This is a genomic window from Paenibacillus mesotrionivorans, from assembly GCF_046098205.1.
Taxonomy (GTDB): Bacteria; Bacillota; Bacilli; order Paenibacillales; family NBRC-103111; genus Paenibacillus_AR; species Paenibacillus_AR mesotrionivorans.
This window is the reverse complement of record NZ_JBJURJ010000011.1, coordinates 208,538-232,203: the sequence shown is the minus strand read 5'-3', so window position 1 is coordinate 232,203 and position 23,666 is coordinate 208,538. Positions and strand designations below refer to the sequence as shown.

Sequence of the window (23,666 nt, the reverse complement as noted above, 5' to 3'; positions counted from 1 at the left end):
TCGGCCCGAAAACCCCCGCGGCCAGAACCTCTGCCGGAGCATCAGGTTTACCGGGAGAGCTGGTCCCCAGCCTGCTGCTGCCGGTATGCCTCGTTGTATTCGGCAATCATGCTGCTGCCGCCTTCCTGACGCCACTTCTCCACCGCCTCCGTAAATCCGGCGTCGCCGGAGCCCTCCTCCAGGATGTAGGCATAGGTGGCGTCCCGGATCATATCCGCCAGGCGGGTTCCCTTTTCGGCGAAGGTTTTGGAATCCAGGGCGGCGGTGGGGTCCTGGATAACGATGGCCTCATTATCCTGAACCAGCCGTGCCGCTTTCTGCCGGACGGGCAAGGTGAAGTAGGAATCCCGGATCCCGGTGTCATGGCCGTTTCCGCGCTGCAGCAGGGTGGCATAGGGAATCACTTCCTTCTCCAGCAGCTGCCTGTTTTCACTGGACAGCACCTTGCCCTCCACCAGTGTATAGTGGATACCCTCGACCCCATAGGTGACCAGATTCGCCATCTCCGGCTCCATCAGCCGGTCGAAGAAGCCGAGAATGGCCCGCAGCTCCTGCTCCGTTTTGACGGAGGATTTGGGGAAAACCACCGCCGAGATATAACCGGGCAGTCCCCATACGCCTGTTCCCCGGGGCCCTTCAATCCGGTTCTGGACATCCAGGACAGCAGCAGGGTCATGGGCGGCAAGCTTCCGGGAGAAGGTCTGCACATCCTCCATGGAGCCGATGTACATGCCTGCTTTGCCGGTTAGCAGCAGGTTAATCTGATCGTTTTTGCTCATGATGGTAAAATCCCGGTTAATCAGCTTTTCCCGGTACAGCCTGCGGAAGAAGTCCATTGTATCCCGGTAGCCGGGGAACAGGAATTCCGGCTGCAGCCCATTCTCTGCCAGCCCCCAATTGTTGGGGGTGCCGAAGTAGGAGGACACCGTTTTGAAGGCGCCGAAGACCAGATCGCTGCGGTCCGCCAAGCCGATGGTGTCCGGCAACCCGTTGCCGTCAGGATCATCCTCTGTGAAGGCCTTGATCATCCGGTACAGCTCCTCTACGGTAGACGGGGCCTCAATCCCCAGCCGGTCCGCCCAATCCTTGCGGTAGATGATGCCCTGGCGGGAGGAAGGCACCTCCGCATAGATGGAATACACCCTGCCGTCCACGGCGGTATTCTGCAGGATTTCCGGCCGCAGCCTGCTCAGGTTGGGGTAGTCCTTAAACAGATGGCCGACCTCCCAGAAGTAGCCGCTTTTCATGGCGTCCCGGTATTGCTGGAAGGAAACCTGGTTTTTGATATAGACCACCTGCGGCAATGTCCCTGCTGCGAAGGAGGCTTCCATGATTTCGTCATAGTTGCTGTCCAGCACCCATTGGATGTCAAGCTTGGTATTGGTTTTTTCCTCAATCAGCTGCTTGAGGGTTTCCGAGGGGTTCCCCGCATTCATCAGATAGGCCATGGCGGTGATGCGGAGAGGCTCGGCACTCTCCTCCTTCGGGTCTCCGGCTGGCGGCCCGGAGCAGCCGGCCAAGCCGGCCGGGACTAGCCCTAAGCCCAATAGAAGCGGTATCATGAAGTAAGACCGGAAACGGCTCATATCCTTTTTAAAACCTCCTGGTGACACATGTAAGGTAAAGTTGATTGATGCTCGTAAAAGGAGAATCTGCGGTGAATGATATCTCGGCTAAAATTGTCATTAGAAGTGCAGTCGGCGGCGATGCCGATACACTGCGCAGTATCTTTCGTTGCGCTTCGCTGACCTATGAGGGTGCCCGTGAGCTCTTCGCTGCCCATCCGGAATGGCTCGAGTGGGACGATTCCATGCTGCCGTTCGCGCGTGTTGCTGTTGTGGACGGACGTGTGGTCGGTTTTGCGTCTGCACGTCCTGTTGATGATTTCCTTGAGCTTGAGGATCTGTTCACAGATCCCCATTGGATGCGCAAAGGCGTTGCAACTGCCCTGATCGAAGACGCTGCGAGCCGCGGCTTGCGTATTGAGGTAACCGCCAGCCCGCAGGCGGCAGGGTTTTATGAATCTGTTGGTTTCATCACTAACGGCGTAACCCACACACAAGGGGGACCGGCGCCGCGGATGCAGCTTGATGTTACGTGAGCGGATGTTCGCCGGACTTCTTCTCCTGCCCATTATACCTGATATCACCCTGCTTGCCTCAACGAAATCGCGGCGATGTGGTACACTTTAACCAGCTTCGAACAGCATGGTTTTACCGGAGGTCCTTATAGTGAAGCATAGAAGCATTTACCGCAGTTTATTATGGTTCGGGTTCGCCATCGGCGTGATTCCGGTGTTGGCGTTCGGCGTGTTCTCTTATATGAAATCCAGCGGTGAAATCCGCTCCCATCTGGATCAGACCAGCCATGATCTGCTCCGCCAGCTGGCGGGCAACGTGGAGCAGGTGCTGAAAAACACCGATACCAACCTCAACCAGGTGGTGAATTCCGCCGCCGTGCAGGATGCCCTGTACCAGCCCATTACCAGCCGGGAGTTTGCTCTGAACAACAGCTTCCGCAAAAATCTCAGCAACCTCCAGTCAGGAGGCTCTCCGGTGACGGACGTGGTGCTGTTGAACTTCAGCGATAATTGGCTGATTAACAACGAGCGTCTCTATGAGTTTGAAGAATTCCCCGCCAAGGACGCGCTTCTGGCATTCAACGACCTCCCGTATGACTCCAGCTGGTCCCTGCGGCAGACGGGATCTCTGGGATCTCCGTCCTCGGAGGTGTCCGGGTGCAAGTATACCATAGCCCTGTCCAAAAAACTCCCCGTCCGCAGCTCGGAAAAGCGGGGCCTGGCGATGGCCTATATCCCTAGCTGCCGCCTGGATCAATGGGTGGATCTGGAGTCGGATTTTCAGGATATGTTTATTATCGGGCCCGACCGGCATCTGCTGTTCCACCGCGACCCGGCCCTGACCGGCATGTCCGCCATGGATACGGGCTATATCACCAAGGAAACTCTGGATAGGCTGACGGAAGAGAGCGGCCAGATGGAGGTCGAGGCAGGCCGGGGGGACTATACCCTTACTTATGTCCGCTCGGATTACAACGGGTGGATCTACGTGCTGGTAACGGATCTCAACCTGATGTCGGCGCAATCCACACAGCTGGCGTGGGTGATGCTGATTATATTCCTGGCCATCGTCTCTGTTACCCTGTGTTTCGTCTGGCTGGGCAGCAGGAGCATGTATACCCCGATTCAAAGCCTTCTGCAGCGGATCGGCAAGCGCCAGCCTGTGCGGGCACAGAATGAATTTCAGATGATCGAGGAGCACCTGGACCATTTAACAGCCTCTAACTCCTATATGAAAAAGGAAATCTCCATCAACACCCGGCAGCTGCGGGTGCTGTTTCTGATGAAGCTGTATCAGGGCCAGCTGAAGGAGTCGGAGATCGGGGAGCAAATTGCCCGTTACGGCTTGGGGGAACGGATGAAGCAGTGGGACAGGCTGGCCGTAGTGGCCATGCAGACCGATACTCTGGAGGGAACCCCGTATTCCCCGGGAGATGCTGATCTTCTTTTGTTTGCCGCCAATAATATCGTAGAGGAGAGTCTGGGGCCGGAGATTTGCTTTCCTCCCGTCACTCTGGACCAAACCCAAATTACCCTGATCGGGGCGGCAGGGATGACGGAGGATGCGTTCCGCCGGCATGTTTTTTCCCTGACTGAAACCATGCGGCGGAATATGGAAGCTTATTTGAAGCTATCCATCAGTATGGGCATCAGTCTGCCCTTCCGAAGCGTGCGGGAGTCCGCACGGGGGTACAGAGAAGCGGCGGATGCCCTGAAGCACCGCCTGAAGCTGGGAACAGGGGTAACCATCCATTTTGCAGACGTCAACCGGGGCCATCATTCCGCCTTGTACCATTATCCGCGGCAGCTGCTGCATGAGCTGACGGATGCGGTGAAGCTGGCGGATGAGGAGAAGGCGCTTGGAATATTGCATCAATGGATGGAGGAAACCTTCTCAGCTGAGCGCAGCCCGGGTGAATACCAGATTGCGCTGGTCCGCCTCCTGAACGATTTGATGATCCTCATGCAGGAGTCCGGGATAACGCTGTCCCAGCTGGAGGCGGAGGAGTATGCCCAGCTGTATAATGAGCTGCTCCAGCTGTATGTGCCAGGGGAAATCGAAAAATGGTTTGCCCGCCGTCTGGTGGCACCTTTGGCCCGCATCTTCCAGGAGCGGGGGGATTCCCAGTACCGCAATCTTTCCGAGGCTATGATCGACATGATCCACAAACGGTTTGATACGGATTTCACCCTGGAGGAATGTGCTTCGATCCTGCACTACAACACCCATTATCTCAGTGGTGTGTTCAAGCGGGAGACCAACCAGCTGTTCAGCGAATACCTGGCCGCCTACCGGGTTCATATGGCCAAGCGGTGGCTGGTGGAAACGGATATGCCCATAAAGGACATCGCCGAACGCCTGACCTATAACAACTCGCAGAACTTTATCCGCTTTTTCCGGAAGCAGGAGGGGATCACCCCCGGCCAATACCGGGAGCGGAACCGGCAGGACGGCGGAGGAGCCGCATCGCCAACCAAATGAGTCCGGCTCCAACCAGAAGGCTGATAGTGTAAATCGGCCAGTAGGTCCATGGGGAGATAAACAGCTTCAGAATACCCGCGCTGACGAGAACATAGTGGAGGCCGAGCAGAACAGCCACAACTGCCAAGGTCCACCGGAGCTTCCGCGTCCAATAAATGGCGTTTGTCAGGAGGATCCCCTTCAGGAAAACATACGGAACCGTGAAGGCAACATCATCCCGTGTTGGATTTTCAAAAAATCCCGGCTCGAAAATACCTATGTTCACTAGCATTCTTACAAATGCCAGCGTATTTAGGACACTTAAGGAAAACATCAGCAGGCTGACGTATTGGAAGAGGCGGTTTCCGTGCTCAACTCGGCGCGCCCAAAAGCTAACCAGCCAAAAGAAGAAAATAAACGCGACGAAGGAGTAAGACAGTCTCCACCATTCATGCTCATAAATTCCCAGCCTCAAAAACAGCCACTCAATCCCAATCATTAAACAAGAAAATAGGATGGCCCAGCGGAACCTCAGCCGGTAAATCACCATGGCCAGGCCTAGGGTAGGGACCGTCAGGAAATTGGAGATAAACGCACCCATCATGCTGTCCATATACGGGTCTGGCAGCATCCGGGGATGATAGGTATAGGAATGGAACAGGACCAGAATGACATATTCGAAGACGTAGATCATGCCGACATACGCTAAGAACAGGAATACAATGAAGTAGCTTTTAGTCCGGACAATAAAAAAGATGAGGGTAGCTAAAGCTATTAGGGCCAGCACCGCAAACGATACAGTATTCATCATATTTTGGGGTCCGTCCTTTATAGGTGTGTTGGACCGGAGAGTGTGCACCCTCCAAAAAGGCCTAATTAGCAGTATGCCCCAAATGTAAAAACCCATGAATTTTACTACACATATATTAGTCGCTTGACAATAGTAAGTAAATAACTCTATAATACAGATATACGAAATGGAGGGATCACAAATGATTAACGTCTATTCTGCAGCAGACAGATTCTCCGCAGACCATGGTTGGCTGCAAAGCAATTTCAGCTTTTCCTTTGCCGAGTACCGCGATCCGGACAATATGCATTTTGGTCCGCTCCGGGTGTTCAACGATGATTTTGTCGCCCCGCTGAAGGGCTTCGGCTCCCATCCCCACAAGGAAATGGAGATTGTGTCCGTCGTGTTGAAGGGGGAGCTCCAGCATCAGGACAGCACGGGGAACCGGGAGGTGCTCCGGCGTGGTGAGGTTCAACGGATGACCGCTGGTACCGGGATTGTCCATTCGGAGATAAATCCATCGGGGGAGGAGGAAGTGAACTTCCTCCAGCTGTGGTTTATGCCCGGCGAGCAGGGCTTGCAGCCATCCTACGAGCAGATCGCCTACGATCTGTCCGCCATGAAAAACCGTCTGCTGCCGGTTGTCTCCAACACAACCCATTCTGACAAAACTGTGTTTATCCACCAGGATCTGACCCTCTACCTATCTGAGCTGGAGGCAGGGCAAACCCTCACCTTCCGGCAGGAAGCAGGGCGCCGGATTTACCTCTTCGTTATCGAGGGTGAGCTGACGCTGAACGGAGAGGAGCAGCTCGGGAAGCGGGATGCCGCCCGGATCAGCGGTGTGGAGGAGCTTAACCTGAACACGGCCGCGGGAGCCAGCTTCATGCTTATCGACCTGCCGTAACGCAAACAAGGACGCTCCCAGTGGAGCGTCCTTTAATGTGTGATGTTCAGGCAGACGTCATCAGACCATCATGTCGCCGATTCCCGTGCGGTCGATATCAGCCTTCATTTGATACAACGTTCTGAATTTGCTGTAATGCTCTGCCCATACAAGAATATAGGGACTGGTCACAAACTGGTCTACACCGCCCGGAATCTCCAACTGGCAGAGCTCCGGGGACAAGGAGGCTGTCAGTACTTTCTCCAAGGAGCTGTAGGAACGGTCCTGCAAACCACGGGCATAGGGATGCGAAGCTTCCAGCTTGACGGGAGCCGTAATCCGGAGCTGGTTATGCAGGTCTGCCAGCTCCTCCAGAACCTCTTCGATCCGGTGGACAGCCTGGGCGGCATCCGGCTCCAAGATGGCCGCTTCCAGCATCCGGCCTTGCCGAGCGGCGGCGGGACCAATCCGGGCAAGCTCCCGGGATATCCACTTATAGGTGCCAGGACGGTATTGTCGATTGTACAAAAAGATCAGCTGCACCGCTTTTTCCGCCAGCCGGTTGAGGGCAAGCCGGGCGGAGAAGGAGTCCCCCCTGCGGTCCGCGAGTACCGGCACATACAATCCTCCAAAGTGGCTCCAGGCCTCCTTCAGCTTGTACAGCCAAACCCCTTCCGGCAGATAAGCCAGCCTTTTGCGCAAGGCGGTAATTTCCCCCGGAGGGTCTATAAATATCCGCCCCCGAGTCCATTCCAGCAGCTTCTGCTCGGGGATAACCAGCCAATCCACCCAGGCTGGCTCCGCAGCAGTCATTCCCAATTGGATGTGCATGTGGCGGGAAAGGGTTGTGATGGCGACATGATGCAGACCGGTGCTGTCCTTATGAGGAACAAGGACCTCCCCGGCTTCATCCGGGGTAAACCGGGCCGGACAGCCTCGAAATGAGACGGGTACTTCTTCAGTCAAGGCCCGGTCCAATCCGGCAGCATGCTCCGCATAATCTCTTTCGGTTAGCCAGATATGGCATCTGGCTCCCCACTCGTGATCGCGGGACCATTCATCATCATGCCCCAGCACATCTGAGCCGTACCCAATCAATCCGGCTGCGTGCCGCTCCAATAAAGACGGAAAGCGGTGGGCTATAATCGGCCTTACCACCTCCCAATAGAATGCTTCGCAAAGATCAAGTCCTTTCACTGATATGCTCCTTTTGCAGGCGCGCCTTGCAGATATACCGGTACCCCTATCTTACCAGTTTGCTCCAATTTTACTAGACTGTTCATAACGGTTGTGTTATCATTTAGATTGAAGTCTTGGTGGAAATCCGGACTCTTTTTTATAAAACTAAAGCCTGATGCGATCAGGCTTTTTTATTTATATACGGGAATGAGGGAAGCCAATGAGGATCGTCAGATTTGAATCTTCCTATGCAGAAGCCGCGGGCCGCCTGCTGGCTGCGCGCCATGCGGCTGAGAGGCAGGGCACACCTGTCCTGCAGCAGAGGTTCGAGGAACCGGAGCAGGCCGCCCGGATGATAGAGGATCTTCTGGCCCCGCCGGGAGCCGTCGGAGTGGCTGCGTTCCGGGGAGAGAAGCTGGCCGGTTATCTCATCGGCAAGCTGGAAACAGATAAGCTCCGTGAGCGCCATGTATGGGTGGCCTATGCCGGAGCGGCGATTGCCGAAGGGGAAAGTGCGGAGCTGTACCGTGATTTGTATGCCGCCGCTGCGGCGGAATGGGTGAAGCGCGGTGCCTTTCGGCATTATGCGCTGGTGCCTGCCGGAGATGCCAGAGCTATGGACGGGTGGCTGCGGCTGGGCTTCGGGTATGAACAGGTGCATGGGGTGCAGACGATTCCCCCGGAGCTTGAATTGCCTCAACGGGCCGGCGGTATAGAAATCCGTCTGGCGCGGAAGGAGGACGAAGCAGCTATACGGAAAGCGGCGGTATATATCATGGAGCATCAGGCTCAGGAGCCTGTCTGGGGTGTGGCTTATGCCGAAGACCGGAAGAGATTTGAGGATGGTTATGCGGCTCTCATTGACGATGAATCCGGGTTTTTATGGGTGGCTGTCCAGGACGGCGAGCTGCTTGGATTTCAGGCCTTTTTTCCGGCGGAGGAGTCGGAGTCCGATATGATGATGCCCGGCTCGTGCATCTGCCTGGAGGTGGGGGCCACTGCTCCCCATGCCCGGGGGTTGGGTGTGGGCAAGTCGCTTACCCGTTATGGCCTCGTCCATGCGCGCCAGGCAGGGTTTGTGAACTGTGTGACGGATTGGAGAATCACCAATCTGGAGTCCTCACGGTTTTGGCCCCGACGCGGCTTCGCGCCTTATGCGTATCGCCTCGTTCGGCAGGTGGACCCGCGGATTCTGTGGGCTACCGGCAGAGAAGGGTAACAACCGGCCTTGTATAGGGATGTGGGATGAAAATCCTTTTTGGCGTGTTGCATTCCTCCGCAGCCCGGTATAGAATAAATCAGAGAAATCTTGGAAACCTGATTTTTTATAGTGAATAAGGGGTGAGAGTATGAAGCGCCAGCACCGGATACGGACCTGTTCAGTCTCAGCCCGGAGGTTGGTCATTTCATATATTTGCTTCATGGGGACACTAAAGCGGCAGCCGCTTTAGTGTTTTTTTATTTGATAAGGAGGCGGTTGTATGACCAGGTACAAACGGGTATTGATTAAGCTGAGCGGAGGGGCGGTGGCTGGAGCATCGGAGTTCGGATTCGAGCCGGAGCGGCTGGACCATATCGCCAACGAGATTCTGTCTGTGGTAGAGTTGGGGGTAGAGGTGGGGCTGGTTATCGGGGGCGGCAATATCTTCCGCGGCAATATGGGGGAAGCCTGGGGAATCGAACGGGCGGAGGCGGACAACATCGGGACGTTGGCCACTGTCATTAACAGTCTGATGCTGCGGGGAGTGCTGAAGTCCAAAACCACCCGGGAGGTCCGGGTGATGACCGCCATTCCCGTTGCATCCGTGGCAGAGCCTTACATCCGGTTACGGGCCGTGCACCATCTGGAAAAAGGCTACATCGTCATTTTTGCCGGAGGCAACGGTCAGCCCTATGTAACGACGGATTATCCCTCTGTGCAGCGGGCCATTGAAACCGGCTGCGACGCGCTGCTGGTGGCCAAACAAGGGGTGGACGGCGTGCTGCATGCCGATCCCCGCAAGGACAAAACGGCGCGGCGGTTCGTGTCCCTGCACTACAATGACGTGCTCTCCCGCGACCTGCGAGTGATGGATCAGGCGGCATTCATCCTCGCCCGGGACTACGAGCTGCCCATGCATGTATTCAATTTTGACCAACCCGGCTCCATGAAGGCCATCTGTCAGGGCATTGACCGCGGCACTTATATCAGCAGCCGTTCGGTGCTGGAGTTGGAGTAACCATCGACAACAATAAAGGAGAACATACGATGCACACCAAAGAAAGCCTGTTCAAGCAACTGGAGGAAGCCCAAATTCCCAAGGAGGGGACTGTGCTCATGCACTCCTCCATGAAAAGCATCGGCCAGGTGGACGGCGGAGCGGATACCGTCTTGGATGCGCTGTCCGACTATATGAAGGACGGCCTGCTTGTGCTGCCCACCCATACCTGGTCCTATATCAACGCGGACAACCCCCGCTATTCGGTTGAGGATTCCCCCTCCTGCGTGGGTATTCTCACCGAGCTGTTCCGCAAGCGCCCCGGGGTGATCCGCTCGCTGCATCCTACCCATTCGGTTGCGGCCTTGGGACGGGAGGCGGCGGAATATGTAGAGGGGGCAGAGTGTTATGATACCCCCTGCCACCGGGAATCCCCCTGGGGCAAGCTGCTGGACCGCAAGGCTACCATTCTGCTGGTGGGGGTAGACCTGAAGCGCAATACCTTCATCCACGGGATCGAAGAGTGGGTGGACATTCCCGGACGGCTGACCGACGGGCATGAACCGCTGGTCACCGTACTGCCGGACGGCAGGGAAATTCCCGTACCGTCCCGCCGGCACTGCGGGCTCCGCTGGTCCCTTCACTTCTGGAAGGTGGAGGGAGTGCTGGAGCGTGCGGGAGCCATCCGCCGGAGCCAACTGGGGGATGCTCTCATGTGGGTATGCGATACGGTCCGGATGAACGAGGTGCTGTCGGACATGCTGAAGGAGAATCCGCATCTCTTCTCCGACAATGAGCCGCTGCCGGGAGAGCCTGCATCCTCTTAACGCATTGCCAAATCCTTCAATCGTCGGGAATGGAGAAGGAAACTCTCGTCCCTTCATTAGGCCCGCTTACAATGGACAAACCCTGGCCGTACAACTGGATCAGACGCCGGTTGGTGTTGAAAATACCGATGCCGCCGGTTCCCTTCCGGGTCGGCTCCAGGAGCTGGTCAATCTTCCCTTGGTCCATACCCTTGCCGTCATCCCGGACTTCGAACCGGACGGCATTGTTTTGCCGGGAAATGCGGATGTATAACGTGCCTCCCTTGGATCTGCTGAAAATTCCGTGTTTGATGGCATTCTCTACCAGCGGCTGCAGCGTCAGGGGGGGCAGAAGCGGATTAAGGTGGGGCTCCACCTCCCACACCACGGTCAGGGTGTTTTCGAATCTTTCCTTCTCAATATACAGATAGGCCTTAACCAGCTCCAGCTCATGGGAAAGCTCCACCAGTTCGCCCGTATTCATAAAATCAAAGCTCACTCTCAGATAGGTGGCAAAGGAATACACCAATTGCTGCATTTTGGCTGTGTCCAGCTCGCTCAGCGCCATGATGGAGTTGAGGGTGTTAAACAAAAAATGGGGGTGGATCTGCGCCTGGAGATAAGCCGCCTCCATCCGCAGCCGCTCGTTGACGGATTGCTTCAGCCGGATCAGGGCGCTGATCCGGTATCTCAGCTCCAGAGCATCCACAGGCTTGGTCACATAATCGTTGGCTCCCGATACGAAGCCGGTATAAATATCGGCGGGCTGGCTGCGCGCCGTCAGGAGCAGCACCGGGAGCTCCGATACCGAGTACAATTCCCGGACCCGCTGCGTCAGCTCATAACCGGACATAAAGGGCATCATCACATCGGCAATCAGCAGATCCCACTTGCGGGTCCCCAGGAGCTTCAGCGCGTCACGGGCGGAAGTGGCTGTGGTGACGGAATAAGGCTCTGTAGAGAGGATGCCCGCCAGCACCGTCAGGTTCACCGGGTCATCATCAACCGCCAGGATTTGGGCTTTTCCGTTATGCCAAGGCACCGGCAGAGGGCCGGGGTCCGTAACCTTGCCGGCGTTTGCATTCAGGAAGAAGGGCTCGGCGTTTCCCGTCACTTCGGGGGAGAGGCCGGGCTCTTCCTTTTGCGGCGCGGAGGAACCGGCTGTATCGGCCACGGGCAAATCAAAGCGGAAGACGGAGCCCTTGCCTTGCTCGGAGCAGACCGTTAAGGCTCCGCCGTGCAGCTCCACCAGCTGCTTGCAGATGCTGAGGCCAAGCCCGATGCCCTTGCCGTCGTCAGCTCCCTCCGGGCCTTGCTCATACGGCAGGAATACCCGTGCCCGGGTTTCCGCATCCATTCCCATCCCCGTATCGGAAACATGAACCAGCAGGCGCCTGTCCCGCTTTTCCGCAGAGACAGTAATAAAGCCTTCCTCCGTAAACTTAAGTGCATTGTGCAAAAGATTGTACAGGATTTGAATCAGTCTTTTCTCATCCGCCATAACCGGCGGCAAGGAGCCAGGTATGTCCGTTTCCATCTGAATCGCCTTACCCTCCATCATAAATTGAAGCATGCCGATCACTCCGGGAACTACGGCTTGGATCAGCACAGGCTTTTGCTGCAACACGATACGCTTCTCCCTCAGCCGGGCGTCATCCAGAAGATCGTCCAGCAGGTCGGACATGCGGCGGCTGATGGTAATCAGCAGCTCCATATCCCGGAAGCTTTTCCCGTCTATCTTGTCCTTCTCCTTCTCCGCTACGGTCCGGGCAATATTCAAAATCCCGTGCAGAGGCGTTCTCAGCTCGTGGGAGGTATTAGCCAGGAAGTGGTCTTTCCGCTTATCGGCCCGGCGCAGCTGTTCGTTCAGGACTGCATTCTCCCTCGCGTGGAGGTAGTACTTTTTGAACCAGTACGCGCAATAACCGATAATGGCAATAATGATATCCAGCGGATAAAAGACGGGACAGGACGTGTTCCACAGCCCCCAAGCCGTGTCGTTCATGATACCCGCGGCGGAGAGGAGGAAGTATGTGGTGCCGTCACCGGATTGCCTCCGGAAAATCATGGTGCCGAACATACAGGCAAACCAAAGAAAGGGAAGCAGATAAAACATGTGATAGATTCCCAATGCCGTAGAAATATGAATCCAAGGAGCTGGTGCAATCAAAACAAAGCCGGAATAGGCCAAAAGCGCTGCGGTAAACAGACGGATCGGCATATTGGCGGCGGGAGCGGAGGATAGCCGGCGGAATAACAGCAGGATAAGATAGGCATACCACACATAGGAGAGCAGCCGGATTTTCAGAGCCCCTGCGTAATTGACCGGCAGCCATAACAAGAGAATATTGTCATTGCCGACGATAACGGATACGGCCACCAGCAGGGTAAGCAGGCAGACAAGCAGTAAGGTCCGCTCTTGAGTATGAAATGAGAAAAGTATAAAGGCATACAGGGCATGCAGCAGGAGCACCAGGAAAACCATCAACTGAAAGCCGATGGAATACCAGCGCACAAAACTGATGGAGGCCTGAGAGCCGAAGCGGAGAGTGTGCAGGATACCACCGTTTACCGGGTTTTCGTAGTTGGCCACATGAATCAGGACATCAAGCTCATCAACTCCTTCCACGTCATAGCAGGTGGCCGTGTATGAGATGCTTTTCGGCGAGTACGAATCATCCCCCTGACGGGAATCCCGTTTTTCGTCCATATCTGTCCCGTTGATGTATACGGAGGACGAGGCCTCCACCCCGGCCATCCAAATGGAAAGGGGGTTTTTGACGGGATCAATCAGAATGCGCAGCCGGTAAGTGCCGGTTCCGTAGGCCTTGCCGGAGGCGTCGGATACGAGGCTGCTCCAGTCTCCCGGTACCTGAATGGGCCGGAACCCCGTCTCCAGCTGGGGAAGCTCATCCTGATATACCAGCCTTCCCGGGTAAAGCTGCCATTCGCCATCCAGCCTAAAGGTCGGGGACTGCTCCAGATTGCGGCCCCGGAGGTCCAACACGCCATTTACAGCGGAGGCTTGTTCCGAGGAAGGGAAGATGCTCCCCCACATCATCCGTAACCCGAACAAGAACCCGACAAATAGAAGGACAAGAAGAATGTTTTGGAAGGGTCTATTGTTTAAAATTGGAATCATGCCCATTATTTCGGCGCGTTCCGCTGAATTCCTCTTTTGCGTGGCTAAACCCCTCCTCTAATTTTTCCTCCGCTGTTTCCGTCCCAAGATGACGAAACTGTCACCTTCCGCTGTCCTAAAGACATGGTTAGAAATCCGCCTTCCGGCTATAGTAGGTAACAGAATAGGAGGAAGCGCCATGGAACCTGTAATCCGCACCAAAAACCTGACCAAGCATTACGGCAATACGCCGGTGTTGAGGAACCTGGACCTGACCATCACCGCCGGGGAGTTTACCGCCGTGATGGGACCGTCCGGATCGGGCAAGTCCACTCTGATGAATGTGCTCTCCACCATTGACCGCTTCTCCGGCGGAGAGGTCTGGGTGAAGGAGCAGTCCCTGCTGGATTTGAACAAAAATGAGCTTCGGCGGTTCCGCCAGGAGCATGTAGGCTTTATTTTTCAGGATTACAATCTGTTGGATACCTTGACGGTCAAGGAGAATATTCTCCTTCCCTTATCCCTGCGCGGATTCAAAACCGGAGAGATGGAGGCCCGGCTGGGTCCCTTGGTGTCGGCGCTTCAGATCGGAGAGGTGCTGGAGCGGTATCCCCATGAGATATCCGGGGGCCAAAAGCAGCGGGCCTCCTCCGCACGGGCTCTCATCACCAAGCCGGACATTGTGTTCGCCGACGAGCCTACGGGAGCTCTGGATTCACGCTCGGCCACCCAGCTGCTGGAACAGCTGGCCCAGCTTAACGGCTCCTTCGGCACCACCATTCTCATGGTGACCCATGACAGCTATGCGGCCAGCTATTGCCAGCGGGTTATTTTCCTGCGGGACGGTTCGGTCGTCAATGAATTGTATGCCGGCGGGCAGAGCCGGAAGACCTTCTATGAACGGATTCTGGACACCCAGAGCATGCTGGGGGGACAGGCGGGATGAAGCTCTTCGACCTGACCCTGCGCAATGTCCGCCGGAATTTTCGCCTGTATACCATTTATCTCGTTTCCATGATCATAGGGGTCATCATCCATTTTACGTTTTCGGCATTGATGTTTAATCCGGATATTCTGGATATGGTCAAGAACCGGGGCAATTTTCAGAACGGCATCAGGATTGCCTCCGTCGTGGTATTTGTGTTCATTATTGTGTTTATCCTGTATGCCAACTCCTTCTTCATGCGGCAGCGGCAGCGTGAATTCGGCCTGTATCTGCTCTTGGGGCTATCCGAACGGCAGATTACCTGGATGGTTTTCTATGAAACCTTGATCCTGAGCGGCATCTCCCTTTCGGCAGGAATCCTGCTGGGTGGATTTCTCTCCAAGCTGTTCGGGATGCTGCTGATGAAGCTGATGCAGTATGAAGAGACCGTGTCCTTCTCCTTCCCGCTGCAGGCCATCGGCACTACAGTGGCGCTGTTCCTGCTGCTGTCCGTGATCATTGCCGTCCAGAGCCATATCGCTATCCGGCGGGTGCAGCTGGTGGAGCTGTTCCATGCCGGGGAAACGGCGGAGAAGCCGATCCGGTCTTCCCCTGTCCTGGCGCTGCTGGCTGTTCTTCTGCTGGGCGAGGCGGTGTTTGTGTTAAGCCGGGGGATGAATTCCGCCCTTTGGCGGGAGCATGCTACGGTTTGTATGATTCTGACGGCTGTGGGGGTACTCGGGGGAACCTATCTGTTCTTCCGGCAATTCTCCGGATGGATCTTGGGCGTGATTTCCCGCAGGAGGCGCTACTATGAGGGCAATACCATGCTGTGGACGTCCTCTCTCCGCTTTCAGGTGCGGGGGAATACCTCCAATCTCACCTTTATCACGCTGGCAGGGGCGGCTATTATTCTGTTAACCTGCTTTGTGGTGGTGAACTACCGGGTGCAATTCGACGCGGTGCGGATGAATGTGCCCAACGGCATCGCCTTCGAATATCCGGGTGAGCGGGCCAGTGCAGCCATCCGCAGCACTATTGAAGCGTCAGAGCATCCGGTGAAGGATTACCGAAGGCTGGAGCTGATCCGCACCCAGGCCGTGACGGACCGGAGCGTGGCATTCGAGAATCCGCAATATTACGAAGAGCCGGTTCTCCTCATGGCGGCAAGGGATTATAACAGCCTGGTTGCCTGGCGCGGGGATGATGAGCGGGTGCAGCTCCGGGGAGAGGAGGCGGTTTCTCTGTCCCAGGGAACGGATCTGGCCCGGACGTATCCGCCTGAAGCGCAGCCGGAGTTTGTAGTGGGTGCGGCTTCCCGGACTACACTCCGGCTGGCAGAGATGAAGGATTACGCTCTGCTCGGCTGGGCTACCATTCCCGGCCATTCCATGGAGAAGAAGCCTGCCGTCATCGTGATCTCCGATGGAGCGTTCGAGCAGGCCCGTCAGGCGGGTGAAGCTGTTATGCTGGAGCTGTACCAGATCCGTGACCCGGAGCATGCGGAGGATTTGTCGGCGGAGGTGTACCGGCTGGCGGGAGAAGGGGCCCGGCCAGGTTGGTATTACTCCTCCTATGCGGATGTTTATTCCATCCAGATTGAGAGCTCGTCGCTGCTCCTGTTCGCGGCGGCCTTCCTGGCTCTGATCGCCGTATTCGCCCTGGCCAGCGTGGTCTACTTCCGCCAGCTGAAGGTGGCGGCGGAGGAAGCGCGGCAGTATGCCGTCCTCCGCAAGCTGGGTGTGGACAACCGCCGGATACGGAGCGCTATCCGCAAGCAGCTGGTGTTTATTTTTGCTCCTCCGCTGATTTTGGCCGTGGTATTCAGCTGGCTGGTCATCCGGTATTACATGCTGGAGTCGCTTCAGGATTTCCCTGATCTCCCCGGGATTGTCCTGGTTATTCTGGGCATATACGGTCTGGTTTATCTGTTCTTTTATCTGTCCTCCGCCAGTCTCTATTACCGGATCGTCAACCAGCGTTAAACCAATAAGAAGCCCTGATAGACCGTCTGCCGCGGTTCATCAGGGCTTTGTTGGTGCAACGGTATCCAGATAGGCGTCATAATTGCGGGGGAAATGAACGGTCATTTCCGTAAACCGGCCCACCTCCGAAGCACAGGTAATGTAGTGCCCCAGCTTCCTGGACAGCTCCTGGGCCAGATACAAGCCCATGCCGGTGGAATGGGCGTAGGCTCTCCCGTTGGTGCCGGTGAAGCCGCGGTTGAACACCCGGGGCAGATCCTTCGGCTCAATGCCGATGCCGTTGTCCCGGATAATCAGCAGCCTCTCCTCTGTGGTGGCGGCCAAGGTAATGGAGATCTCCCCCTGGACGGCGGTATATTTCAGACTGTTGGTCAAAAGCTGGTTCAGGATAAAGGCCAGCCACTTGGCGTCACTTTGGACGGTGGCCGGAGCCAGGTCCAGCCGGAGCTGCACCTTCCGGGAGATGAAGGTTTTCGCATGGTTTTTCACCAGCTCCTTCACCAGCTTCTCCAGGTCGCAGTTCACCAGCTCATAGTCCTGATTAAAGCTGTCCAGCTTAGCGTAATAGAGCGCCTGATCCACATAATGCTCAATCCGGGAAATCTCCTCCTCCAGGCTGTTCGCGTCCATGCCGGTCTGCTGCAGAAGCCGCAGCACGGAAATGGGGGTTTTGACCTCATGGAACCAGGAGACGATGTAATTGTAATGATCATTCTGGCGCGCCCGGACTTCGTTCAAGGTGCGGATATGCACTTTCTCCCGGGTATCCAGCGCCTCCCGGCACAGCTCCGCCTCCAGGGACAGTGCGGCCGCTTCCGGTTCGTACAGCTGCCTGGCGGCCTGCAGGGTCAGGACATACCGGCGGATGAAAAAGCAGCTCCACAGGAGCACCAGAAGCGCCAGCCCGTACAAGGCGGTCTCCCCGCGCAAAAGGGCGGCCGGATCGGCCGCAACCACCGCCAGCATAATGCCGTACCCCGCCAGAAAAACAGCCAGGTACGGCAGCTCATATTTGAAAAACCGCCACAGCTTCATTCCGCGATATACCCCATTCCTTTGCGGGTGGTGATCAGATCCTCCATCCCCAATTGAGCCAGCTTGCGCCGCAGGCGGTTGACATTGACGGTGAGGGTATTGTCATCCACGAACTGCTCTTCCCGCCAAAGGGCCTGCATCAGCTCCTCCCGGGACACAATTTTGCCGATGCTGCGCATAAACAGCTGCATGATGATGAACTCATTGCGGGACAGCTCCGTGCTTTTCCCCTGGTAATGAAGCGTGGAGTTGGCCACATTCAGCGTTAGTCCCCGGTGGGCCAGCTGCAAGCTCTCCTCGTGGTACAGATAATTGCGCCGCAGCAAGGCGTTCACCTTGGCTACCAGCACCCCCAGATCGAAGGGCTTCTGGACAAAGTCGTCGGCTCCCATATTCATGGCCATAATCATGTCCATATTCTGGTTGCGGGAGGAGAGGAACAAAATCGGCACCTTGGAGGCGGCTCTAATCTGCTGGCACCAGTGGTAGCCGTCCAGTACAGGTAAATTGACGTCCAGCAGCACCAGCTGCGGGCCCAGCCGGTTGAACTCCGCCAGCACCTGGTCATAGGCTGTTACCTCAAACACCTGGAACTGCCACCTGCGCAGCGTATCGGCCACAATGGTGCGGATTTTATCGTCATCCTCTACCAGCATAATGGAAAACATGGATATTCCCCCGTGGAAAAAGAATGCAATCATTTCCTCCAGTATACTAGCTGGCCCGGGGAAACACCAAGCTTATGCGGTGTGGCCGGGGAATGGATATTTTGCAGCGGGATGGGGATAGTATTCCTGAAAAGGAGTGATATCCCATGAGTGCGGAACAGGAGCAGCTTGTCCGGGAATTATCCGATCAATTGTCTGCCTTCACATATAACTGGAGCATCTACTGGAGTACTTATTCCTTGTTCACCTGGCAGTTCTGGGTTTTGGCAGGGGTTGTGCTGATTCCCCTCCTGGTGCTGTTTTGGAGGTTGGACCGGCAGCGTCTCCTGCAGGTTCTTTTTTATGGACTGGGGGTGCATACGGTGGCGCTGTATTGCGATTTGTACGGCACCTCCCATGCCATGTGGGTGTATCCCTTCGTGCTGCTGCCGTTTCCGACAGCCAGCTTCGGGCTGGATGCTTCACTCATACCAGTATCCTACATGCTCATGTATCAGTGGACAGTTCACCGCCACAAAAACTACTACTTATACATGCTCCTGCTGTGCGTCGCCTTCGCCTTCGGAGTGAAGCCTCTGATGCAGATAACCCGGTTTATCCGGATTCGCGATACGACCTATTGGGAGCTCTTCCTGTTCTATGTGGTCATCGGCCTTGTACCCAAGCTGACAACGGACCTGTTTCTGGCTCTCCAGCGGAAAGCGAAGAGCCGGGTTTAGCAAAAAAGAGCTGGTGGGCACCTTGCCCCTATGCGGATCCCTTAGCTTATTGCCGTCAGGACAGTGTCCTGGCGGTTTTCGGTTTGTCCGTATGCTTACCTGTATCCGCTGCCGGGTAAAGATGTGATACCGACAGAATGCGGAAGGAGGAAGCATAATGAAATGGAGCGGCAGAAGAGGCAGCGCCAATGTGGAGGACCGGCGGGGAATGGGCGGGGGAACACTGGTGGGAGGCGGAGTAGGCGGAATTCTGATATTGCTCTTGGTAACCCTGCTGGGCGGAAACCCAGCGGATATCCTGGGCAATATGACCGGCAGCTCCAGCCAGCAATCGGCTTATCAGGGCACGGCCCAGGAGGAGGAGCTGGCCCAATTTGTTTCCGTGGTTCTGGCCGATACCGAGGAGGTCTGGGAGGAGCTGTTCCGGGAGAAAGGTATACAATACAAGGACCCGGTGCTGGTGCTGTACAGCGGAAGCGTAAGCTCGGCTTGCGGCAGGGCTACGTCAGCGGTGGGGCCCTTTTACTGTCCAGGAGATCAAAAGCTGTACATAGACCTGAGCTTTTATGAGGAGCTGCAGCGGACCTTCAAGGCCCCCGGCGATTTTGCCATGGCGTATGTGGTGGCCCATGAGGTTGGACACCATGTGCAGACTCTTCTGGGCACCTCGGCCCAGATGGACGCGCTGCGCCAGAAGCTGAATGAAACCGAATATAACCGGATGCAGGTTAGAATGGAGCTGCAGGCAGACTACTTCGCCGGGGTATGGGCCCATCACGCAGAGGATATGGAGGTGTTGGAGGCGGGGGATATTGATGAGGCGCTGACGGCGGCCAATGCCATCGGCGATGATACCCTGCAGAAGCAGGCCCAGGGTTATGCGGTCCCGGACAGCTTCACCCACGGCACCTCCGAGCAGCGCAAACGCTGGTTTCAGAAGGGCTACGAAAGCGGCACGATTGAGGGTGGGGATACCTTCAACGCCGGTGAGCTTTGAGCAGTAAGGTCCTGGAAGACTTGTTTTAGGTATGACAAACTTCACAAGTCCCGAAACTTGACGGCTTCGGGGCTTTTTTCCATTGATATATATTCAAATACTTACATAATTCGATAATATACTGCTTGATTTTTCAAATTATTTGGTATATATTGTAGAAAATTGCCCTAATACACACCATAATAATCCAGAATGGAGAGATCATTAATGTCTAACCAGAATTACGGAGTTGCGCTGAATACTTCCGAAAAAACCATTATTTCTCGGGCTTCCGGCTTTATTAAGGTAGAGGACGCTGCCGAAATTATCCGTCAGTTTAAGGAAGCTATCCAGAAGGTGAACACCAAGGAATATGCGCTGATTATCGACGGTAAGGATGCTAAGACTGTTTCCGCCGATGTGGTTCCGCTGCTTCAGGAGGTTATGACCTTGTACACTAACACTCCCTTCAAGGCCAAATACATGATTGAGCTGAGCTCGGGCATCCAGGCTAACCAAATCAAGCGGGTAGCCGGCGATCACAATGAGCTGGTGAAGATCGGTTCCGTGGAAGCCGCAATCGCAGACTTCAAGCAGCTGTAAGAGAATAGTCGAGCAGAAATAACAAGCCCCGTGGGCGCAGTGATGCGTGCCGGGGCTTTTTTATGCATCGTATGAAGGAAATAGGGCCTATTTCAGAAGCGCACCGTCAAACTTGTACAGGAATGAGGAAATGATGTATCCGGCTCCGGCGGAGATGAAAACCACATTGTCCCCGTCCTTGATTTTCCCGTCTTGCAGGGCGTGGCTCAGTCCGAAGATGGGGCTGGTATGGCCGGTATAGCCGTACTTGTTCCCCACAAAGGTATACAGCCGGGGATCATCCTCCAGACCCAGGTTTTTCAAGGCTTCCTTAATGGCATAAATGGAGAATTGCGAGAAAATGATGTGGTCGATTTGCTTCAGCTCCAGGCCGTTGCGCTGGGCCAGCTCACGGATCAGGATGTTCCACTTTTCCGGCAGGAAGTCGAAATCCACCGGCTCCCAGCCGCCCTTGCGCTTAGCCAGGGGAAGGGACTCGTCATGGATGCGGGCCATGCCGCTGTCCGGCATTGTGGTCATGCGGTAATAGCTGCTGTCGGAGAAGAATTCGGAATCGATCACACCGAAGCGTTCGTCGCTTTCCACACGCTCCAGAACTACTGCTGCGCCGGAATCCCCCCACGCCCCGTAATACAACTCATCATCCTCATTGCACCAGGGAGAAATATGTACACTGCTCACCAGAAGAGCATAACGGAGCTTCTTATGGTCCATGTAGCGGTAAACCTGGTCGATAGCGGTAATCATACCGGTGCAGTTGGCATTGAGGTCGTACACAATATGAGCGTTTTTGGTTTCCAGTTCCCTGCTGATCAGAAGGGCGTTGGTAGGAATCAGGTACTCCGGGGTATCGGAGGCAAACACAATCATTTGAATCTGGTCAGGAGAGAGGTTGGCATCTTCCAGAGCCCGTTTGGCAGCGATGACGCCCATGGTAATGGCGGTTTCACCCGGATCGGCGTAATAACGCTCCTCACGGCCCAGATGCTTGTACAGGCTTTCCACATCCTTGCCCACCTTGCGGAAATGCTCAAAAATCACTTCGTTGGTCAGTTTGTTCTGGGGATGGTACGTGCCGACTCCGGAAATTCTAACATTAGAATGCTGCATCAGAATATCTCCCTCCACGAAATGGTTTCTACCTGCTCTTTATGTACTCCCATAACCAGCTATAAGGAAGCTTGGTGCATTATGCTTCTTATGGTTATAACTTAGTATAACAGGCACATCTTGGAAAATAAAACCGATAATAGTCGGCGATTTAGTAATAAAATCGCAGATTATTCGTCTAATTAATGGATTATTAGGAGGATATCAGAGTAATTTGGCGTTTTTTGGCCAAATTAGACAGTTATACCGTTAGATTCGTTATAAGCTGGGATAAATTATAGGAGAAGGCATCACTTCGGCTATCCAAATCAGAAGAAATAGTGCATACTAAAAATAAGGTACTTACAATATTTCGGCTTCTATGCCGTTTGGGAGGAATAGGTGTGGAGATTGGGATCAGCACATTCGTAGAAACTACCCCGGATGTGAAAACAGGGGTATTAAAAAGTCATGCGGAGCGGCTGGCGGAGGTTGTCGAGGAGATGGAGCTGGCGGACCAAGTGGGACTGGATGTGTATGGCATCGGGGAGCATCACCGCCAGGATTATGCCGCATCATCGCCGGCTGTGCTGCTGGCTGCCGGAGCGGCGAGGACCAAGCGTATCCGGCTGACCAGTGCGGTTACGGTGCTGTCCTCCGATGATCCGGTGCGGGTGTATCAGGATTTTGCCACCCTGGACGGCATCTCCGGAGGAAGAGCGGAGATTATGGCTGGCCGGGGGTCCTTTATTGAGTCCTTCCCTCTGTTCGGCTATAACCTGGCGGATTACGACGAGCTGTTCGAGGAGAAGCTGGAGCTGCTGCTGCAGATCTGCCGGGGCGGCAAAATCAATTGGAGCGGCAAACACCGCCCCGCCATTTCCGGGTTGGAGATTTTCCCGCGGGCGGTGCAGAATCCGCTTCCTGTCTGGATCGGAAGCGGCGGCAATCCGGAGTCGGTCATCCGCGCAGGCATGCAGGGATTGCCCTTGGTGCTGGCCATTATCGGAGGCAGCCCCTTCCGTTTTGCCCCGCTGGTGAAGCTGTATAAGCAGGCGGCGGCCCAAGCGGGCTTCGATCCCGCCAAGCTGCCTATTGCCTCCCATTCCCACGGCTTCGTTGGCCCAGAGGATAAGGCGGCAGCCGATTCCTTCTTCCCCTCCACCCAGGCGGCGATGAATGTGATCGGCCGGGAGCGGGGCTGGCCCCATTATGACCGGGCGGCGTATGATTATGCCCGCAGTCCGGAGGGAGCGCTGTATGTGGGGGACCCGGAGACGGTAGCCCGGAAGATCATCGCCCTGCGCAAGGAAGTGGGCATCACCCGTTTCTTCCTGCATCTGCCCTTAGGCACCATGCCCCATGATGAGGTGATGACCGCCATTGAGCTCTTGGGCACCAAGGTGGCGCCTATTGTCCGGGAGGAGATCACCCGCTGGGAAGCGGAAGGGAAGGCGGACTGAAGCAGACGAGGGGAAGCGGCGGCGTTTCCCTCCGGAAAACACAAATAACCCCCTCAGCTCCATGCTGCAGGGGGTTATTTGTCCTTGTGGCTAAGCAATGAATTCGTTCCTCCTCACAATCCATACCACTGACATGGCCTGTCAATTCGATGGTCACTTGCTGCCGGCGGCAACTTGACTGCCTGAACCGGATAAGGATTGTTTACTCAAATACAACGTGCTTGTTTGCTCCTCCGTTTCTGACGGATTCGGATTCGCCCACCGAAAACTCCATGTCTTGCGCAGATGGCCTGCGTAGGCATTGCACTTGCTTGCTTAACCCTCGGTGCTTGCATCACCCTTCCGGAAGGTTTACGAAAAAATGTCGGCGGCTCCCAACCTTAGGCTTTACTGTTTGTGGAAACAGCCTCTCAGGGGAGATAGATGCAGCTTTACATCCGCTGCCAGCCCTGCCGCACTCTTTTCCTGTTAGGGATACGTCCCTTACCCGTTTCGCCGTTTGCCGGGTTGGCTTTCATTACTTTCGCTTCCTTTGTGGTGATGTCTATATCATAAGCCATCCCGGCGGAATTGAAAACCTCGGAAATCCGCCATTTCCGGCGATAGTTTTGAATTTTCAGTCTATTTCTCGCGTATATTCGCGTATCCTTACAATTTCTTAATAAAACGCTTACAAACCGTT

Annotated in this window: 19 protein-coding genes; 12 read left to right on the top strand and 7 right to left on the bottom strand. The window is 55.4% G+C overall.

Annotated features, from left to right (window positions below; all coding sequences use genetic code 11):
* Window positions 1-47: 47 nt before the first annotated feature.
* A complete protein-coding gene (locus ACI1P1_RS17790) occupies window positions 48-1,586 on the bottom strand; it encodes an extracellular solute-binding protein (RefSeq protein WP_416217777.1) in 1,539 nt (512 codons plus the stop codon).
* A gap of 71 nt (window positions 1,587-1,657) precedes the next feature.
* On the opposite strand from ACI1P1_RS17790, the gene ACI1P1_RS17785 reads away from it, so the two are divergent.
* Both ACI1P1_RS17785 and ACI1P1_RS17780 read left to right on the top strand, forming a co-directional pair.
* Window positions 1,658-2,101 (top strand): GNAT family N-acetyltransferase, encoded by a 444-nt coding sequence (locus tag ACI1P1_RS17785; protein WP_416217776.1) that lies wholly within the window; start codon window positions 1,658-1,660, stop codon window positions 2,099-2,101.
* A gap of 130 nt (window positions 2,102-2,231) precedes the next feature.
* A complete protein-coding gene (locus ACI1P1_RS17780; RefSeq protein WP_416217775.1) occupies window positions 2,232-4,562 on the top strand; it encodes an AraC family transcriptional regulator in 2,331 nt (776 codons plus the stop codon).
* Here the strand turns inward: ACI1P1_RS17780 and ACI1P1_RS17775 are convergent.
* Window positions 4,495-5,352: a hypothetical protein gene (locus ACI1P1_RS17775; protein WP_416217774.1), complete on the bottom strand. Its 858-nt coding sequence runs from the start codon at window positions 5,350-5,352 to the stop codon at window positions 4,495-4,497. The genes ACI1P1_RS17780 and ACI1P1_RS17775 overlap by 68 nt on opposite strands.
* A gap of 181 nt (window positions 5,353-5,533) precedes the next feature.
* Between ACI1P1_RS17775 and ACI1P1_RS17770 the strand changes: the two genes are divergently transcribed.
* The gene (locus tag ACI1P1_RS17770) at window positions 5,534-6,238 is read left to right on the top strand and encodes a pirin family protein (protein WP_416217773.1); all 705 of its coding nucleotides are present in this window, start codon (window positions 5,534-5,536) and stop codon (window positions 6,236-6,238) included.
* A 60-nt stretch (window positions 6,239-6,298) separates the two neighbouring features.
* Here the strand turns inward: ACI1P1_RS17770 and ACI1P1_RS17765 are convergent, their stop codons facing one another.
* The gene (locus ACI1P1_RS17765; protein WP_416217772.1) at window positions 6,299-7,414 is read right to left on the bottom strand and encodes a DUF4037 domain-containing protein; all 1,116 of its coding nucleotides are present in this window, start codon (window positions 7,412-7,414) and stop codon (window positions 6,299-6,301) included.
* Window positions 7,415-7,616: 202 nt separating this feature from the next.
* On the opposite strand from ACI1P1_RS17765, the gene ACI1P1_RS17760 reads away from it, so the two are divergent.
* The 3 genes from ACI1P1_RS17760 (at window position 7,617) to ACI1P1_RS17750 (ending at window position 10,421) form a co-directional block, all read left to right on the top strand.
* Window positions 7,617-8,615 (top strand): GNAT family N-acetyltransferase, encoded by a 999-nt coding sequence (locus ACI1P1_RS17760; protein ID WP_416217771.1) that lies wholly within the window; start codon window positions 7,617-7,619, stop codon window positions 8,613-8,615.
* A gap of 262 nt (window positions 8,616-8,877) precedes the next feature.
* Window positions 8,878-9,615, top strand: a complete 738-nt coding sequence (gene pyrH / locus ACI1P1_RS17755; RefSeq protein WP_416217770.1) for a UMP kinase — start codon at window positions 8,878-8,880, stop codon at window positions 9,613-9,615.
* Between the two features lie 29 nt (window positions 9,616-9,644).
* Window positions 9,645-10,421, top strand: coding sequence for an AAC(3) family N-acetyltransferase (locus ACI1P1_RS17750; protein ID WP_416217769.1), 777 nt, complete (start codon window positions 9,645-9,647; stop codon window positions 10,419-10,421).
* Between the two features lie 16 nt (window positions 10,422-10,437).
* On the opposite strand, the gene ACI1P1_RS17745 is transcribed toward ACI1P1_RS17750, so the two are convergent.
* Complete coding sequence (locus ACI1P1_RS17745) at window positions 10,438-13,461, bottom strand: ATP-binding protein (RefSeq protein WP_416217768.1); 3,024 nt, start codon at window positions 13,459-13,461, stop codon at window positions 10,438-10,440.
* Window positions 13,462-13,720: 259 nt separating this feature from the next.
* Between ACI1P1_RS17745 and ACI1P1_RS17740 the strand changes: the two genes are divergently transcribed.
* Together ACI1P1_RS17740 and ACI1P1_RS17735 are read left to right on the top strand one after the other, a co-directional pair.
* The gene (locus ACI1P1_RS17740) at window positions 13,721-14,467 is read left to right on the top strand and encodes an ABC transporter ATP-binding protein (RefSeq protein WP_416217767.1); all 747 of its coding nucleotides are present in this window, start codon (window positions 13,721-13,723) and stop codon (window positions 14,465-14,467) included.
* A complete protein-coding gene (locus tag ACI1P1_RS17735; protein WP_416217766.1) occupies window positions 14,464-16,431 on the top strand; it encodes an FtsX-like permease family protein in 1,968 nt (655 codons plus the stop codon). Before ACI1P1_RS17740 ends, ACI1P1_RS17735 begins: the two co-directional genes overlap by 4 nt.
* Before the next feature lie 39 nt (window positions 16,432-16,470).
* Here the strand turns inward: ACI1P1_RS17735 and ACI1P1_RS17730 are convergent, their stop codons facing one another.
* Entirely contained in the window at window positions 16,471-17,466 is a 996-nt protein-coding gene (locus ACI1P1_RS17730) for a sensor histidine kinase (protein WP_416217765.1), read from the bottom strand.
* The gene (locus ACI1P1_RS17725; protein ID WP_416217764.1) at window positions 17,463-18,134 is read right to left on the bottom strand and encodes a response regulator transcription factor; all 672 of its coding nucleotides are present in this window, start codon (window positions 18,132-18,134) and stop codon (window positions 17,463-17,465) included. The genes ACI1P1_RS17730 and ACI1P1_RS17725 overlap by 4 nt, the downstream gene beginning before the upstream one ends.
* 146 nt (window positions 18,135-18,280) lie before the next feature.
* Between ACI1P1_RS17725 and ACI1P1_RS17720 the strand changes: the two genes are divergently transcribed.
* The 3 genes from ACI1P1_RS17720 (at window position 18,281) to ACI1P1_RS17710 (ending at window position 20,432) form a co-directional block, all read left to right on the top strand.
* Entirely contained in the window at window positions 18,281-18,853 is a 573-nt protein-coding gene (locus ACI1P1_RS17720; protein ID WP_416217763.1) for a CBO0543 family protein, read from the top strand.
* A gap of 157 nt (window positions 18,854-19,010) precedes the next feature.
* Window positions 19,011-19,850, top strand: a complete 840-nt coding sequence (gene ypfJ / locus ACI1P1_RS17715; RefSeq protein ID WP_416217762.1) for a KPN_02809 family neutral zinc metallopeptidase — start codon at window positions 19,011-19,013, stop codon at window positions 19,848-19,850.
* A 207-nt stretch (window positions 19,851-20,057) separates the two neighbouring features.
* The gene (locus tag ACI1P1_RS17710; protein WP_416217761.1) at window positions 20,058-20,432 is read left to right on the top strand and encodes a hypothetical protein; all 375 of its coding nucleotides are present in this window, start codon (window positions 20,058-20,060) and stop codon (window positions 20,430-20,432) included.
* A gap of 87 nt (window positions 20,433-20,519) precedes the next feature.
* Here the strand turns inward: ACI1P1_RS17710 and ACI1P1_RS17705 are convergent, their stop codons facing one another.
* Entirely contained in the window at window positions 20,520-21,542 is a 1,023-nt protein-coding gene (locus ACI1P1_RS17705) for a 3-oxoacyl-ACP synthase III family protein (protein WP_416217760.1), read from the bottom strand.
* A gap of 383 nt (window positions 21,543-21,925) precedes the next feature.
* Between ACI1P1_RS17705 and ACI1P1_RS17700 the strand changes: the two genes are divergently transcribed.
* Complete coding sequence (locus ACI1P1_RS17700; protein ID WP_416217759.1) at window positions 21,926-22,984, top strand: LLM class flavin-dependent oxidoreductase; 1,059 nt, start codon at window positions 21,926-21,928, stop codon at window positions 22,982-22,984.
* Window positions 22,985-23,666: the final 682 nt, after the last annotated feature.